Here is a 16,522-nt window from a genome sequence, read left to right on the forward strand (position 1 = left end):
TATGTTATAATGAAGGAAGAATCGGAAAAGGAGTATCTATGCTTAAATTAGGTGTTATCGGAACAGGCGCTATCAGCCATCATTTCATAGAAGCAGCCCATGCTAGCGGAGAATACCAACTGGTCGCAGTCTATTCTAGAAAGCTAGAAACAGCCGCAACCTTTGCTTCTCGGTATCAGGATATCCAACTCTTTGATCAATTAGAAGACTTCTTTAAGTCTTCCTTTGATGTAGTCTATATCGCCAGTCCAAACTCCTTGCATTTTGTTCAGGCACAAGCTGCCTTGTCTGCGGGTAAACATGTTATTCTTGAAAAGCCAGCTGTCACTCAGCCACAAGAATGGCTGGATTTGAGACAGACAGCTGAGAAAAATAATTGTTTTATCTTTGAAGCAGCTCGTAATTACCACGAGGAATCTTTTACCACTATCAAGAATTTTTTGGCAGACAAGCAAGTGTTGGGAGCTGATTTCAACTATGCCAAGTATTCATCCAAGATGCCGAACTTGTTGGCTGGGCAGACACCAAATGTCTTTTCAGACCGTTTTTCTGGTGGAGCCCTTATGGATTTGGGGATTTATCCTCTCTACGCTGCCGTTCACCTCTTTGGAAAGGCTCAAGACGCGATTTATCAAGCTCAACAGCTTGACAATAGCATTGACCTAAATGGAGACGGTATCCTCTTCTACCTTGACTTTCAAGTTCATATCAAGGCTGGGAAAAACATCACTTCCAATCTTCCTTGCGAGATTTATACGACAGATGGAACCCTGACGCTCAACACGATTGAACATGTCCGCTCAGCTATTTTTAGCGACCACCAAGGAAATCAAGTTCAGCTACCTATCCAACAAGCTCCCTATACGATGACTGAGGAAGTTGCTGCATTTGCACACATGATCCAGCAACCAGACCAGACGCTTTACCTGACTTGGCTGGATGATGCAGGCTCTGTTCATGATTTACTCTATACCATGCGCCAGACTGCTGGCATTAGATTTGAGGCAGAAAAATGAAAACCAAACTACCCACTGAATGGCAGAAATTGAGCAACCAACTCGGTTTCCAAGAATTTACCCCCATTCAAACTCAACTATTTGAGCCTATACTTGCTGGAGAAAACCTCCTAGGAGTAAGCCCTACAGGAACTGGTAAGACCCTCGCTTATCTCTTACCTAGTCTTCTCAGACTGAAAAAGAAAAAAGCGCAGCAACTCTTGATTCTAGCACCAAATACGGAGCTTGCTGGACAGATTTTTGACGTATGTAAATCGTGGGCTGAAGCTATCGGCTTGACTGCTCAGCTCTTCCTATCAGGTTCAAGTCAGAAACGCCAGATCGAACGCCTTAAAAAAGGACCAGAAATTCTGATTGGAACCCCTGGCCGTATCTTTGAGTTGATTAAATTAAAAAAAATCAAGATGATGAATGTGGAAACCATCATTCTGGATGAATTTGACCAATTGCTCGATGATTCTCAGATTCACTTTGTCGAGAAAATCACTCACTATGCACCTCGTGACCAGCAACTCATCTACATGAGTGCGACGACCAAGTTTGACCAAGAAAAGATTGCACCTAATACACGTACCATTGATCTCTCTGGTCAAAGACTGGACAACATCCAACATTTCTACATGCAGGTAGACCAACGTCACCGAGTGGATATGCTACGAAAACTAGCTCATGTAGAGGATTTCCGTGGCCTGGTCTTCTTTAACAGCTTGTCAGATCTTGGAAGTGCGGAGGAAAAACTACAGTATCGCGATATCTTGGCTGTCTCCCTCGCTAGTGATGTCAATGTTAAATTTCGAAAAGTCATCTTAGAAAAGTTTAAAGACAAACAGTTAACCCTGCTCCTTGCAACTGACCTTTTGGCACGTGGAATTGATATCGATAGCCTAGAATGTGTCGTAAACTTTGATGTTCCTAGAGACATGGAAACTTACACTCACCGCGCTGGCCGCACAGGTCGCATGGGTAAAGAGGGCTATGTTATCACTCTAGTTACCCATCCTGAAGAACTTAAAAAACTCAAGAAATTCGCAAGTGTTCGTGAAATTGTTCTAAAAAATCAAGAACTCTATATCAAATAAGGTTGGCATTCGCCAACCTTTTTCTTATCCCCAAGTAATTTCTAATCGATAGCTGGCAAAGGGTTGTCCCTCTTGATTTTGCAGTTGATAGGCGAGCTCAATCTTTTGCCCATCCAATTTGTAGTGATTCGTTTGAATGATGAACTCCTGCATCCCCATTGGTGTAGGAATATAGGCCAAACTATCACTATCCTTTAGAAAACGCATGATGGTTTTGGGACTCGAGAAACGGGTCATCACCAGTTCTTGACTATGAAACTTGAGAACCACTTTTTCCTTTTCCTCATTATAAAAGAGTAAATAGCTAAAATCCCCTTTTTCGCGCACTTCAACGTCATAAAGCTGGTCAATGACTTCCAACTGCTCATCAAACTGAATCCTATTTCGCATCCGAATCTTCACATCAAATCCTCTTTCATGTCTCTTGTCCTACTATTTTACCAAAAAGAGCAGGATTTTGCTATAATGGTCATATGAACGAAAAAGTATTCCGTGACCCAGTTCACAACTATATACATGTTAATAATCAGGTCATCTATGACTTGATCAATACAAAAGAATTTCAACGTCTGCGCCGTATCAAACAGCTAGGAACTTCCAGCTATACCTTCCATGGTGGCGAGCACAGTCGCTTTTCCCACTGTTTGGGGGTCTATGAGATTGCACGACGCATCACAGAGATTTTTGAAGAAAAATATCCTGAAGAATGGGATCCTGCTGAATCTCTCTTGACCATGACAGCTGCGCTCCTACATGACCTCGGGCATGGTGCCTACTCCCATACTTTTGAACATCTCTTTGATACAGATCATGAGGCCATTACCCAGGAAATCATCCAAAGTCCTGAGACAGAGATTCACCAAGTCCTGCTACAAGTGGCACCTGATTTCCCCAAAAAGGTAGCCAGTGTCATTGACCATACCTATCCTAACAAGCAGGTCGTGCAACTCATTTCCAGTCAGATTGATGCGGACCGCATGGACTATCTCTTGCGCGACTCCTATTTTACAGGAGCATCTTATGGAGAATTTGACCTGACTCGCATCCTACGGGTGATTCGACCTGTCGAAAATGGGATCGCCTTTCAGCGCAATGGCATGCATGCCATCGAAGACTATGTTCTCAGTCGCTACCAGATGTATATGCAGGTTTATTTCCACCCAGCAACACGGGCCATGGAGGTTCTCCTACAGAATCTTCTCAAACGCGCCAAGGAACTCTATCCTGAGGATAAGGATTTCTTTGCACGCACTTCTCCACATCTCCTCCCTTTCTTTGAAAAAAATGTGACCTTGTCTGACTATCTAGCTCTGGATGATGGCGTGATGAATACCTACTTTCAACTCTGGATGACCAGTCCTGACAAGATACTAGCCGACTTGTCGCAACGTTTTGTCAACCGCAAGGTCTTTAAATCCATTACTTTTTCAGAAAAAGACCAAGACCAACTCGCAACCATGAGACAACTGGTTGAAGAAATCGGTTTTGATCCCGACTACTATACTGCTATTCATAAGAATTTTGACCTCCCTTATGATATCTATCGTCCCGAATCTGAAAATCCACGGACTCAGATTGAGATTCTACAGAAAAATGGTGAACTGGCAGAACTATCTAGCCTGTCCCCTATCGTCCAATCCCTTGCTGGCAGCCGCCACGGAGACAATCGTTTCTATTTTCCAAAAGAAATGTTGGACCAAAACAGCATCTTCGCAAGCATTACCCAGCAATTTTTACACTTAATTGAGAACGATCATTTTACCCCAAATAAGAACGAATAGAGGAAATTTATGAGTATTAAACTAATCGCCGTCGATATCGATGGTACCCTAGTCAACAGTAAAAAGGAAATCACTCCTGAAGTCTTTTCTGCCATCCAAGATGCCAAAGAAGCTGGTGTCAAAGTCGTGATTGCAACGGGTCGTCCTATCGCAGGCGTTGCCAAACTTCTGGACGACTTACAGTTGAGAGACCAAGGTGACTATGTCGTGACCTTCAACGGTGCCCTTGTCCAAGAAACGGCTACTGGCCATGAGATTATCAGTGAATCCTTGACCTATGAGGATTATCTAGATATGGAATTTCTCAGTCGCAAACTCGGTGTCCACATGCACGCTATTACTAAGGACGGTATCTATACTGCCAATCGCAATATCGGAAAATACACAGTGCGCGAATCGACCCTCGTCAACATGCCCATTTTCTACCGCACACCTGAAGAAATGGCTGACAAGGAAATCGTCAAGTGTATGTTTATCGATGAACCAGAGATTCTCGATGCTGCCATTGAAAAGATACCAGCCGAATTTTACGAACACTACTCCATCAGCAAATCTGCTCCTTTCTACCTCGAACTCCTTAAAAAGAATGTAGACAAGGGTTCAGCTATTACCCATCTAGCTGAAAAACTCGGATTGACTAAAGAGGAAACCATGGCTATCGGGGACGAAGAAAATGACCGCTCCATGCTGGAAGTCGTTGGAAATCCCGTTGTCATGGAAAATGGAAATCCTGAACTCAAAAAAATCGCCAAATACATCACCAAAACAAATGACGAATCTGGCGTTGCCCATGCCATCCGTACATGGGTATTGTAAAAGGAAAGAATAGACGAAAACCGCTCAGCAGAGCGGTTTTTGATGTCTAATTACATGCCCCCTGCCGGAATCGAACCAGCAACTACTCCTTAGGAGGGAGTTGTTATATCCATTGAACTAAGGGGACTTAAAAGAGGCAAAAGATTTCTCTTAGCCTCTCAAGTCGAATTAACGACGAATTTCTTTGATACGAGCTGCTTTACCTTGAAGCGCACGCAAGTAGTACAATTTCGCACGACGTACTTTACCGTAACGAACAACTTCGATCTTTTCAACACGTGGAGTGTGGATTGGGAAGATACGTTCTACACCAACACCGTTAGAGATTTTACGAACTGTGTAGTTTTCTGAGATGCCAGCACCTTTACGTGCGATAACAACACCTTCAAAAATCTGGATACGTTCACGGTTACCTTCGACAACTTTCGCGTGTACACGAACAGTGTCACCAGGACGGAATGATGGGATATCTGTACGAAGTTGACCTTCAGTCAAGCTTTGGATTAATGGATTCATTTTATTCTCCTATCTTTGTCAATCTTGAGGAACCTTCCTCAGCGGATAAACTGTATTTTTGTGCGTCCATTACACACAAAATACAGTTTACCAAATTTCCACCTAAAAGTAAAGAAATTTATAGCAGAATTCCTAAAAAAATCGCTAGAAAACCGCCTATGTAAGTTAAGAGAAAATAGCTATAAAATACCTTCTTGTCACTTAACAGTCTTTGCAGCTCGTCATTCAAGGTTGAAAATGTCGTTAATCCTCCACAAAAACCTGTCGCTAGGATAGCATAGACTTCCTTGGACTCCACATGATTGTAGAGTAGGCCGATCAAAAAACATCCTAGAAGATTGGCTATGAGAGTTCCTAGAGGTAATTTTGAAGCTTGATTATAGCGGGAAAAGAAATAACGCACCAGGGCTCCAAACCCGCAGGCGATTGCAAGATAAACGATTACCATTTCTTCCTCCCTAGAACATAAGCCAAGAGTAGACCTCCACCAATGCTCAAAAGTAAGTAAATGCCTAAACTAAGATAACGCCCGGTATCAAGCAGTTTCACGGCATCAAGCATTAGGCTAGAAAAAGTTGTCAAGCCACCACAAAATCCTGTCCCCAGCGCCAAAACCAAGCCTTTGCTGGTTCCCTTATAGGCCAGATAGCCTTTTAGCAGATAGACCAGGCAGAATATTCCCAGATAGTTGACGAGAAGGGTCCCCCAAGGAAAGTCGGGACTGGCTGGTAACCAAGTGGAAACCAGATAGCGGACAAGGCCTCCCACCATTGCAGTCAGAAAAATTCCTAGCGGATAAAACTGTTCTTTTTTCATTTGATGTTTTGATCCTGATAATCACGCGAACGTTTGAGAATGTCTGAAAAAGTCGCAACAATGGTCTCCTGATAGCGCTTATCTTCTACTCGATTTTTGACTTTTTCAAAAATAACTTCTTCTCTCTTAGAATCTAAGATTGGCTTACCAGATGCTTTCTTATAAGTGATAACCCCTTCAACTAGGTGCATCCGTTCTTCCAGGAGCTTGACGATTTGATCGTCGATTTGATCAATTTCTTGCCGAATAATATCTAAATCCATAGTGTCTCCTCCTTTATTTGAATTATTGTATCAAAAAGCCTCTAAATAGGCTAGTAAAATCCAAAAAAACTAATAAAAAAAGCACTGACTTCTTCCAGTCAGCGCAGTTTGATTCTTATCCTACTTTTGCAGCCAATTCTTCTGCGAATTGTTCCAAACGTTCGATGTCTTCTTCTTCGGCAGAAAGATCAACTTTAACACACTCCGAACCTTTTTCTGCTCCTGTCGCTACAAAAACGCGATCAAAGTCATCAACAGCCTTACAGAATTCGTCGTAGAAGGTATCTCCTGAACCGACCACTCCGTAGATTTTGCCATTCAAGTTGAGATCTGCTAGGTCTTCGTAGAAGTCCATCATCTCATCAGGCAATTCTCCATCACCGTAAGTATAAGTCGCAACGATTGCGATGTCCGCCTCCAAGAAGTCTGAAGCGTCAACCGTCGTACATTCATCCACATCGACATCCAAGCCCAAGTCACGCAATTTGTCTGCTACAATATCTGCAATTTCTTCGGTATTACCGGTCATACTGGCAAATACAATTTTTGCTAATGCCATATCGTCCTCCTCAATTTATCTTTCTCCATTATATCATATCTTTTTCATTTTAAAAATAAAAATTCTTGTGCTACAATGAAATGAGAAAGAATTGAGGTTATTTATGGAAATTTGCCAGCAAATATTAGAGAAAATCAAAGAATACGATACCATTATCATTCATCGTCATATGAAACCAGACCCTGATGCCTTGGGAAGTCAGGTAGGCTTGAAAACTCTTCTTACACACCATTTTCCAGAAAAGACTATCAAAGCAGTCGGTTTTAACGAACCAACTCTAACTTGGATGGCGGAAATGGATACTGTCCAAGACAGTGACTACCAAGGAGCTCTTGCTATTATTTGTGATACAGCGAATCGTCCTCGTATCGATGATAAACGCTACGATCAAGCTGCTTTCACCATCAAAATTGATCACCATCCAAATGATGATATCTATGGTGACCTATCTTGGGTGGATACAAGTTCAAGCAGTGCCAGTGAGATGATTGCATTATTTGCTCAAGAAAATCAGCTAGCTTTATCTAGTGAAGCGGCACGACTTCTCTATGCAGGAATTGTCGGGGACACAGGGCGTTTTCTCTACCCGTCAACTAGTGCCCGTACCTTTAGAGTAGCTGGCCAGCTCCGAGAAGCTGATTTTGACTTTGCTGGATTGTCTCGTCAAATGGATACCATGAGCTTCAAGATTGCAAAACTGCAAGGGTATGTTTATAACCACTTAGAAGTTGATGAGAATGGAGCTGCACGCGTTCTGCTTACTCAAGACATCTTGGAAAAATATAAGGTTACGGATGCTGAAACAGCTGCGATTGTCGGAGCACCAGGTCGAATTGATACTATTAAGGCTTGGGCTATCTTTGTTGAACAAGCTGATGGGCACTTCCGTGTGCGAATGCGCAGTAAAATCATCCCTATCAATGAAATTGCCAAACGACACGATGGAGGAGGGCATCCATTAGCCAGTGGTGCCAATTCCTATAGTCTAGAAGAAAACGAACAAATATACCAAGAACTGAAAGAGGCTCTACAGATTCACCAAGGCTAAGAAAGAATTTTCTTGGCCTTTTATATGCTAGATTCTTAAAATATACGGTTTCTTTGTACCTCAGTTTATGGTATAATAAATCAAACTGAATAAAAGGAGACATAATAATGGAAAAAAATCGTTTGTTTATCCTCATTTCTGCTGGAGTAGCAATCCTTGGTTCACTCTTGCCATGGGCTAGTTTAAATGCAGGTGCTTTTGGATCCTATAGTGTGAATGGTTACCAAGGAGATGGGTGGTTTGTCATTATCGCGGCTATTGTGTCTATTGTTCTTGCGTGCTTGAATAATATGAATAAAGCAATGCCTAAAGGGTTCTCAATTGGTGTCATTGTTGCGGGTGCAATTGCAACTCTCGTCACACTAAATAGTCTCTTTAATGTAAATAAATACATGTCTAACTTTGGTGGATATGGCATTTCAATCGGCTTTGGTTTGATTTTAGCTATTCTTGCTAGCATTGCACTAGTTGTAACTGGTCTCTTGGCAATGTCAGGTGGTAAAATTACCAAAGAATCATTTACTGAATTAGCTGAGTCTAGTAAAGATTTTGCTCAAACTGTCGGACGTGTAACAAGCTCTACCGTTAAAACTGCGGTCGAAGAAATCAAAAAAGAATCTCAAGAACGTAAAAAAGAAGAAGCTAAGGAACCAGCTAATGTAGAAGCTGAATCAGCAGCAGAAAACGCAGAACCAGTAAAAGAAGAAACTACTGAATCTGAAACAAAAACAGAAGCTGAGCCAGTAAACGAACCAACAGAAACAGAAACTACTGAATCTGAAAAAGAAGCTGAATCAGCAGCAGAAAACGTAGAACCAGTAAAAGAAACAGAAGTAAAAAATCAACAAGAAGAAAAAGCTCCAAATCAAGAGAACTAATCATTCTTCTACCCTCACTCCAGTAAACACTGGAGTGATTTTTTATCAAGATTTTTAATAAAATCAGGGAAAATACTTGCCAAACTTATCAGAATCTGATAGACTAGTATGGTAACAATCTATGGCTCGCAAAGAGACCATGGCAGAAAGGAAATATTGCAAAATGAAAAAAGATATCCATCCAGAATATCGCCCAGTTGTCTTCATGGACACAACTACTGGTTACAAATTCCTTAGCGGTTCAACAAAACGCTCTAACGAAACTGTTGAGTTCGAAGGCGAAACTTACCCATTGATCCGTGTGGAAATTTCATCAGACTCACACCCATTCTACACTGGACGTCAAAAGTTCACTCAAGCAGATGGACGCGTGGATCGTTTCAACAAAAAATACGGTCTCAAATAATAAGAAAAAGAACAGTTACCACTGTTCTTTTTTTGTACTTCTTTTTATGAACCAACCACTACTACTTTCTATTTGTCAACCTTCACGCTGACACTATAATTGATTTCAAACGAGTTTAAAAAATATCGAAAAGAAGCTTGATATTGAGAATGGTCAAGATGATTGAAACTGCGTAACCTAGGATTGTATTCCACTTGGCATTGGTAAATTCTCCCATCAGTGACTTCTTAGAGGTCAGATAGATTAAGGGGAAGATTGAAAACGGAAGAGCGATTGACAGAAATACCTGTGAATAGACCAATAACTGATCCAAAGTTTTTTCTTGGTGCCCAAACAAAACGGCAACAATAATCACAGGGAGTAAGGCAAAAATCCGTGTACCGATACGGATAATCCACTGAGGCAATTTCAGATGTAAGAAGCCTTCCATGACAATCTGTCCTGTTAAGGTACCTGTAATGGTCGAATTCTGCCCACTTGCTAAGAGGGCTAGGGCAAATAAAGTTGATAGAGTTGAGCTGGCTATCACTCCTGCTATTGTCGAATCCTGTAAAGCATTGTACATTTGGGAGAAAGCTGAAATTTCAGATGCATGCCCAAAAAAGAGAGATGCCCCTAAAATAAGAAGCAAGGAATTGACAATAAAGGCTAGAGACAGCTGAATATTTGAATCCCAGGTCATAAAACGCACGGCTTTTCGAACATCCTTCTTATCTTTGTGATTGATTTTCCTTGTTTGGGATAGGGAGGAATGGAGATAGAGATTATGGGGCATGACTGTCGCACCTACAATCCCTAGAGCCAAGGTCAATTGGCTTTCATGACCTGGTAATGGTGTTTCAAATAATGTTGGAGTCGGTAAATAACCACCAAAAATACCCTGAATACTTGGATTGGATAAAGCTACCAGATAGGTAAAGATGGCTAATATGGTTAAAATAAGGGTCGTAACAATGGCTTCAATTTTTTTGAAGCCGAATTTCATCAACAATAACAAAAGAAATACATCTAAAACGGTTAGGAGGATAGCGACCATAATCGGTATTTTAAATAAAAGATTTAAGGCAATCGCTGAGCCTAAAACCTCGGCTAAGTCTGTCGCCATTAAAGCTAATTCTAAAATCAGCCACAAACTATAGCGAAGCCACTTGGGAGCATGATGAGCTGTTGCCTGTGCTAGGTCCATCCTAGTCACGATACCGAGCTTTCCAGCCATCTGTTGTAACTGCATAGCAATAATGGATGAAATCAAAATAACAAATAAAAGACTATATTTGTAGGAAGCACCACCAACCACACTGGTAATCCAGTTTCCAGGATCCATGTAGCCAACTGCTACAAGAGCTCCAGGTCCTAAAAAAGCTTTTAGATTTTGCCAAAAATGATTGTTATTGGGAGTTTCAATAGATTGGTTGATCTCAGAAAGAGAGACTTTTTTGTAAGAAGACATCGGAATTTTACACTTTCTAATCTGTCTTTACCTATTTTCTTAATAGAGTTTTTGAAAATATCATGAAAATAGTTTCCCATTTCCAATTCTTTCTTATTATATCACATTTTAAAATGATTCTTAAGAAAAGCATGATAGTTGAAATAAGTAACATCAGTATTATAAAAGCCAGCGATTTCTGACGCTGGCTTTAAAACTGGGAAAAATTTTTCTCAACTAGATCGCTTCTGTGACAAAGCTAAGGCTTTCTAGCACCTTGAGCATAGCATTAGCTGTATCTAGGGCTGTAAAGAGGGGCACACCGTGTTCAATGGCTGAACGACGGATTTGCTCACCATCTTCGTCAGCAGTTCGTTTGGTTCCGACAGTATTGATGATCGCTTGGATTTTCCCTTTGCGGACAAAGCTTGGGATATCCTGTTCATCGTCACCAATCTTACCAACAAGTTGGGCTTGAAGTCCATGACTGGCAAAGAAGGCTGCTGTCCCTTCTGTCGCAAGGATACCATAACCGATATTTTGGAAACGACGAGCCAAGTCCAAGGCTTCATCTTTGGCATCATCAGCAATGGTAAAGACCACATTCCCAAAGGTTGGCAAGTGTAGGTAGGAAGCTTCAAAGGCCTTGTAGAGAGCTTTTTCAAGAGTAGTATCAGAACCCATAACTTCCCCTGTTGACTTCATTTCAGGACCGAGTAAGCTATCTACCTTAGCTAGTTTCGTAAAGGAGAAGACTGGTGCCTTGATATGAACGCGAGTGCTTTCTGGATAAAGTCCATCTTGGTAACCCAGTTCTTCAAGACTCTGCCCAAGAATGAGCTTAGTCGCTACCTGAGCCATAGGAATATTAGTTACCTTAGAAAGGAATGGCACCGTACGGCTGGCACGTGGATTGACCTCAATAACGTAGACTTTTTCATCCTTGATGACAAACTGGATGTTCATCATTCCAAGACAGTTAAGACCGATTGCTAGACGTTTGGTATAGTCAGCGATTGTTTCCTGCACCTTTTGCGACAAGGTTTGTGGTGGATAAACGGCCATTGAGTCACCTGAGTGGACACCGGCACGTTCGATATGTTCCATAATACCAGGGATGAGAACATTTTCCCCATCTGAGATGGCATCAACTTCACACTCTTGCCCAACGATGTAAGAGTCAACAAGGACTGGGTGGTCTGGACTGGCCTTAACAGCGGTACGCATGTAAGAACGAAGATCTTCTTCGTTTTCGACGATTTCCATAGCACGTCCACCCAAGACATAAGATGGGCGAACGAGGACTGGGAATCCAATCTTGCGAGCTGCAAGTACGGCTTCTTCTTCATTGGTAGCCGTTTGACCTGGTGGCTGTGGAATATCCAAGTCTTTAAGGGCTTGCTCGAAGAGGTCACGGTCTTCGGCACGGTCTAAGTCAGCGACTTGCGTACCAAGGATGGTCACACCTGCTTTTGCCAATGGCTCGGCAAGGTTGATAGCTGTTTGACCACCGAACTGAACGATAACGCCTTTTGGTTGCTCCAAATCGATAACATTCATGACATCTTCGAATGTTAACGGCTCAAAGTAAAGTTTGTCTGATACCGAGAAGTCGGTTGAAACGGTCTCTGGGTTTGAGTTCATGATGATGGCTTCATAACCAGCTGCTTGGATCGCCTTAACAGAGTGAACGGTTGCGTAGTCAAATTCAACCCCTTGTCCGATACGGATTGGACCTGAACCTAGGACTAGGACGGATTCCTTATCAGACTTGATAGACTCATTTTCCCATCCATAGGTTGAATAGAAGTATGGTGTTTCAGAGTCAAATTCTGCCGCACAGGTATCGACCATCTTGTAAACTGGGACAATCTTGTTTTCCAAGCGAAGTTGGCGAACTTGCTCAGCTGTCGTTTTCCAGAGTTCAGCAATCTTACGGTCTGAAAATCCATTGAGTTTAGCTGTTTTCAAGACTTCTAGATCTTGTGGATGGGCACCTAATTCTTGCTCAATTTCAAAGATGTGCAAGAGTTTATCAAGATAAAAGATATCAATTTTCGTAAGCTCAGCGATTTCTTCTGGCGTGTAGCCACGGCGAATGGCTTCTGATACGTAGAAGAGACGGTCATCTTGGGCCTTGACAACTTTTTCAATCAAGGCATCGTCAGAAACGGTTGCCAGTTCAGGCATTTCATTGTGGTGAACGCCAATTTCAAGTGAACGACATGCCTTAAGAAGTGATTCCTCTATATTACGACCAATGGCCATGACTTCTCCAGTCGCCTTCATCTGAGTTCCAAGACGACGCTCACCTTTTTCAAACTTGTCAAATGGGAAACGTGGAATTTTCGCAACCACATAGTCAAGGGCTGGTTCAAACATGGCATAAGTTGAGCCCGTAACGGGGTTAATAACCTCATCTAAGGTCAAACCTACTGCAATCTTGGCAGCCAATTTGGCAATCGGATAACCTGTCGCCTTAGAAGCGAGTGCTGACGAACGCGATACACGAGGGTTTACTTCGATAACATAGTACTTGAAGCTATGCGGATCAAGGGCCAGCTGAACGTTACACCCACCTTCAATCTTGAGAGCGCGGATAATGCTCAAGCTCGCGTCACGTAGCATTTGGTTTTCATAGTCTGACATGGTTTGCGCAGGAGCAAACACGATAGAATCCCCTGTATGAATCCCCACTGGGTCAAAGTTTTCCATGTTACAAACAACCAAAGCATTGTCAGCTGAGTCACGCATGACTTCGTACTCGATTTCCTTGAAACCAGCAATGGAACGCTCAATCAAACACTGGGTAACAGGTGACAGTTTCAACCCATTTTCAGCAATTTCACGTAGTTCTTCCTCATTGGCACACATACCACCACCAGTACCACCAAGGGTAAAGGCTGGACGAACGATAACTGGGTAACCAATTGACGCCGCAAAGGCAACAGCTTCTTCCACTGTGTTGACAATTTCAGATTCTGGGATTGGCTGCTCAAGCTCTTCCATCAATTGTTTAAAGAGGTCACGGTCCTCCGCTTGGTCGATGGCAGACAATTTAGTACCGAGAAGTTCTACTCCCAATTCATCTAGAATACCATTTTTAGACAATTCCATGGCCATGTTCAGACCCGTCTGACCACCAAGTGTGGGGAGCAAGGCATCTGGACGTTCCTTACGGAGGATACGAGTCACAAACTCCAGTGTAATCGGTTCGATGTAGACCTTGTCCGCAATCTCCTTATCTGTCATGATGGTGGCAGGATTTGAGTTCACCAAGACAACCTCATAACCTTCCTCCTTCAAAGACAAGCAGGCCTGGGTCCCCGCGTAGTCAAACTCAGCAGCCTGACCAATAATAATCGGACCAGAACCAATCACCATAATTTTTTGAATATCAGTACGTTTAGGCATAGTTTATGATACAAAGCCCGTAAAGAACATAGTGAAAATAGGAAACTCGGTGCAGACACCTTTAGCGTCAAGACGATGTTTATCTTTTTCACACAGTTCTTAGGGCGTGTTCACTTCCGCGAACAATGTATCTTCTCCTTTCTATTCGGCAACTCTCAGGTTGCCATTAAATAAATTCTCCGACGATTTTTTAGAGAAACGATATTTTTCGATAAAAAATCTAGTGCAGGGAGTTTTTAGTTCGCCCGATAGCGACTAAAAGAAACGACCTGCCTTTCTATTCGGCAACTCTCAGGTTGACATTAAATAAGATACAAAGGACGAATAGAAAGCGATTGAATTTTAGGAGACCAAGGAAGGATTGACAATCCAAGTTGGTTTCTCTAAATTCCGAGCTTTCCGTCCGTGTTCAGTTACATAAATTCTCCGACGAGCTTTTACTCGTTCTTAGTTTGATTGTTTAAAAGCTTCCATCATCTCGATAAATTCATCAAAGAGGTAGCTAGCGTCGTGTGGACCAGGAGCTGCATCTGGGTGGAATTGAACAGAAAAACCTGGTTGGTATCTGTGACGAACTCCTTCAACTGATTTGTCATTGATTTCTTCGTGGGTAATGATCAAATGCTCTGGCAAGTCCTCACGACTGACTGCATAACCGTGGTTTTGGCTAGTAAAGTCTACACGGCCTGTAGCAATCTCACGTACCGCGTGGTTAAATCCACGATGACCAAATTTCATCTTGTAGGTTTTAGCACCGTTTGCCATGGCAAAGAGTTGGTGTCCCATACAAATACCGAAAATTGGAATTTTCCCTTGCACACCACGAATCATGTCCAGTGCTTCTGGAACGTCTTCTGGGTTACCTGGACCATTTGACAACATAACTCCATCAGGATTTAGGTGGAGAATTTCTTCTGCCGTTGTTGAATACGGAACAACCGTCACGTTACAGTTACGCTTAGAAAGTTCACGTAGGATTGAGTGTTTGAGACCAAAGTCTACTAAGACCACACTCAAACCAACTCCAGGAGCTGGATAGGAAGTTTTAGTGGAAACCTGCTTGATATTATCTGTTGGCAAGACTGTTGCTTGTAGCTGGTCCGTCACATGGTCCATACTGTCTCCAACATGGGTCAAGGTTGCACGCATCGTACCATGCTTACGGATAATCTTAGTAAGGGCACGCGTATCAATCCCTGAGATACCTGGAATTTTCTTGGCTTTCAAGAATTCGTCCAAGGTCATTTGGTTGCGCCAGTTGCTAGCTCGACGCGCCTCTTCGAAAACGACAACTCCCTTACAAGTTGGAATGATGGATTCATAATCATCACGGTTAATTCCATAATTTCCCACCAAAGGATAGGTAAAGGTCAAGATTTGTCCATTATAAGACTGGTCTGTAATGGATTCTTGGTAGCCGGTCATCCCTGTGTTAAAGACGATTTCACCTGTTACATCAATATCTGCTCCGAAGGCCTTGCCTTCAAAAACTGTGCCATCTTCTAATACTAGAAGTCTTTTTGTCATATTTTCACCTCTCGTGGACGCTCACTGGCGTCTTTTAACGTCTTGTGTTTTAGTTGGCGTTTCTACTCGCCAATACGGATTCTAAAATTGCCATTCGAACAAAGACACCGTTGGTCATTTGTTGGACAATGCGTGATTTTGGAGCTTCAACCAAGTGGTCAGCAATTTCCACATCTCGATTAACTGGAGCAGGATGCATAATGATTGCTGTTTCTTTTAAGCGATTATAGCGTTCTTGGTTCAAGCCATGTTGGGCATGGTAGTCTTCTTTTGAAAAAACGGCTCCACTTTCGTGGCGTTCATGTTGAACTCGGAGTAACATCAAAACATCCACCTGATCAACAATCTCATCAATAGTTACAAACTGTCCATAGTCCGCAAACTCTTGACTTCTCCATTCCTCAGGTCCTGCAAAGAAAAGTTCAGCTTCCAAGCGTTTCAAAATCTGCATATTGGATTTGGCAACGCGTGAGTGGTCCAAGTCACCTGCAATAGCGACCTTGAGCCCCTCAAAGTGACCAAATTCCTCATAAATAGTCATCAAATCAAGCAAGCTCTGACTAGGATGTTGTCCCGAACCATCCCCACCATTGATGATGGAAGTCGTAATCGATGGACTCGCAAGCAACTCTCTGTAATAGTCGACCTCTGGGTGACGAATCACACAGACGTCCACTCCTAGAGCAGATAGGGTCAAGATGGTATCATACAGTGTTTCACCCTTATTGACCGAACTAGTCTTCACATCAAAGTCTAGTCGCTCCAACCCTAGCTTAATCTCTGCCACTTCAAAGGACTTATGTGTCCGTGTAGAATCTTCAAAGAAGAGATTCGATACGATAGGTTTGTTCTCGTAGGGAAGTTGGGCTCCGTTTTTAAACTCGATACCTCGTTTAATCAATTTCATCACTTGATCAACTGTAAGGTCTTCCATGGAAACCACATGGTTCAATGCTTGGTGATTTTCTGACATA

17 protein-coding genes and 1 tRNA gene are annotated in these 16,522 nt (G+C 42.4%); 7 read left to right on the forward strand and 11 right to left on the reverse strand.

Annotated elements, in window-relative coordinates; genetic code table 11:
- Nucleotides 1-38: 38 nt before the first annotated feature.
- Together SORDD15_RS04040 and SORDD15_RS04045 are read left to right on the forward strand one after the other, a co-directional pair.
- The gene (locus SORDD15_RS04040; protein WP_061414607.1) at nt 39-1,016 is read left to right on the forward strand and encodes a Gfo/Idh/MocA family protein; all 978 of its coding nucleotides are present in this window, start codon (nt 39-41) and stop codon (nt 1,014-1,016) included.
- The gene (locus tag SORDD15_RS04045; RefSeq protein WP_061414611.1) at nt 1,013-2,095 is read left to right on the forward strand and encodes a DEAD/DEAH box helicase; all 1,083 of its coding nucleotides are present in this window, start codon (nt 1,013-1,015) and stop codon (nt 2,093-2,095) included. The genes SORDD15_RS04040 and SORDD15_RS04045 overlap by 4 nt, the downstream gene beginning before the upstream one ends.
- A 24-nt stretch (nt 2,096-2,119) precedes the next feature.
- Here the strand turns inward: SORDD15_RS04045 and SORDD15_RS04050 are convergent, their stop codons facing one another.
- Nucleotides 2,120-2,497 (reverse strand): YwiB family protein, encoded by a 378-nt coding sequence (locus tag SORDD15_RS04050; protein WP_081102358.1) that lies wholly within the window; start codon nt 2,495-2,497, stop codon nt 2,120-2,122.
- A 71-nt stretch (nt 2,498-2,568) separates the two neighbouring features.
- On the opposite strand from SORDD15_RS04050, the gene SORDD15_RS04055 reads away from it, so the two are divergent.
- A complete protein-coding gene (locus SORDD15_RS04055) occupies nt 2,569-3,876 on the forward strand; it encodes an HD domain-containing protein (RefSeq protein ID WP_061414619.1) in 1,308 nt (435 codons plus the stop codon).
- A 9-nt stretch (nt 3,877-3,885) separates the two neighbouring features.
- Nucleotides 3,886-4,692 carry a sugar-phosphatase gene (gene yidA, locus SORDD15_RS04060; protein ID WP_061414622.1) on the forward strand — a complete coding sequence of 269 codons (807 nt, stop codon included), beginning with the start codon at nt 3,886-3,888 and terminating at the stop codon, nt 4,690-4,692.
- Nucleotides 4,693-4,747: 55 nt separating this feature from the next.
- Here yidA and SORDD15_RS04065 read toward each other — a convergent pair.
- From SORDD15_RS04065 to SORDD15_RS04090, 6 genes are all read right to left on the reverse strand, one after another.
- Nucleotides 4,748-4,819 (reverse strand) — tRNA-Arg (locus SORDD15_RS04065).
- Between the two features lie 41 nt (nt 4,820-4,860).
- Nucleotides 4,861-5,208, reverse strand: a complete 348-nt coding sequence (rplS, locus tag SORDD15_RS04070) for a 50S ribosomal protein L19 (protein WP_001068669.1) — start codon at nt 5,206-5,208, stop codon at nt 4,861-4,863.
- A 118-nt stretch (nt 5,209-5,326) separates the two neighbouring features.
- Nucleotides 5,327-5,656, reverse strand: coding sequence for a fluoride efflux transporter CrcB (gene crcB, locus SORDD15_RS04075; RefSeq protein ID WP_000237395.1), 330 nt, complete (start codon nt 5,654-5,656; stop codon nt 5,327-5,329).
- Nucleotides 5,650-6,024: a fluoride efflux transporter CrcB gene (gene crcB / locus SORDD15_RS04080; RefSeq protein WP_061414625.1), complete on the reverse strand. Its 375-nt coding sequence runs from the start codon at nt 6,022-6,024 to the stop codon at nt 5,650-5,652. Before crcB (SORDD15_RS04080) ends, crcB (SORDD15_RS04075) begins: the two co-directional genes overlap by 7 nt.
- Nucleotides 6,021-6,287, reverse strand: a complete 267-nt coding sequence (locus SORDD15_RS04085; RefSeq protein WP_061414628.1) for a chorismate mutase — start codon at nt 6,285-6,287, stop codon at nt 6,021-6,023. The genes crcB (SORDD15_RS04080) and SORDD15_RS04085 overlap by 4 nt, the downstream gene beginning before the upstream one ends.
- 115 nt (nt 6,288-6,402) lie before the next feature.
- Nucleotides 6,403-6,846: a flavodoxin gene (locus tag SORDD15_RS04090; protein ID WP_001162125.1), complete on the reverse strand. Its 444-nt coding sequence runs from the start codon at nt 6,844-6,846 to the stop codon at nt 6,403-6,405.
- Nucleotides 6,847-6,949: 103 nt separating this feature from the next.
- Here SORDD15_RS04090 and SORDD15_RS04095 point away from each other — a divergent pair, with 103 nt between their 5' ends.
- The 3 genes from SORDD15_RS04095 (at nt 6,950) to SORDD15_RS04105 (ending at nt 9,178) form a co-directional block, all read left to right on the forward strand.
- A complete protein-coding gene (locus tag SORDD15_RS04095; protein ID WP_061414631.1) occupies nt 6,950-7,894 on the forward strand; it encodes a DHH family phosphoesterase in 945 nt (314 codons plus the stop codon).
- Between the two features lie 107 nt (nt 7,895-8,001).
- Nucleotides 8,002-8,772, forward strand: a complete 771-nt coding sequence (locus tag SORDD15_RS04100; RefSeq protein WP_061414634.1) for a hypothetical protein — start codon at nt 8,002-8,004, stop codon at nt 8,770-8,772.
- A gap of 163 nt (nt 8,773-8,935) precedes the next feature.
- A complete protein-coding gene (locus SORDD15_RS04105) occupies nt 8,936-9,178 on the forward strand; it encodes a type B 50S ribosomal protein L31 (RefSeq protein WP_000710762.1) in 243 nt (80 codons plus the stop codon).
- A gap of 115 nt (nt 9,179-9,293) precedes the next feature.
- Here the strand turns inward: SORDD15_RS04105 and SORDD15_RS04110 are convergent, their stop codons facing one another.
- From SORDD15_RS04110 to SORDD15_RS04125, 4 genes are all read right to left on the reverse strand, one after another.
- Complete coding sequence (locus tag SORDD15_RS04110; RefSeq protein WP_061414636.1) at nt 9,294-10,628, reverse strand: Nramp family divalent metal transporter; 1,335 nt, start codon at nt 10,626-10,628, stop codon at nt 9,294-9,296.
- A 216-nt stretch (nt 10,629-10,844) separates the two neighbouring features.
- A complete protein-coding gene (gene carB, locus SORDD15_RS04115; protein WP_061414639.1) occupies nt 10,845-14,021 on the reverse strand; it encodes a carbamoyl-phosphate synthase large subunit in 3,177 nt (1,058 codons plus the stop codon).
- A gap of 447 nt (nt 14,022-14,468) precedes the next feature.
- The gene (locus tag SORDD15_RS04120; RefSeq protein ID WP_000166848.1) at nt 14,469-15,548 is read right to left on the reverse strand and encodes a carbamoyl phosphate synthase small subunit; all 1,080 of its coding nucleotides are present in this window, start codon (nt 15,546-15,548) and stop codon (nt 14,469-14,471) included.
- A 49-nt stretch (nt 15,549-15,597) separates the two neighbouring features.
- Complete coding sequence (locus SORDD15_RS04125; protein WP_061414642.1) at nt 15,598-16,521, reverse strand: aspartate carbamoyltransferase catalytic subunit; 924 nt, start codon at nt 16,519-16,521, stop codon at nt 15,598-15,600.
- Nucleotide 16,522: the final 1 nt, after the last annotated feature.

The organism is Streptococcus oralis, assembly GCF_001578935.1.
Classification (GTDB): domain Bacteria; phylum Bacillota; class Bacilli; order Lactobacillales; family Streptococcaceae; genus Streptococcus; species Streptococcus oralis_R.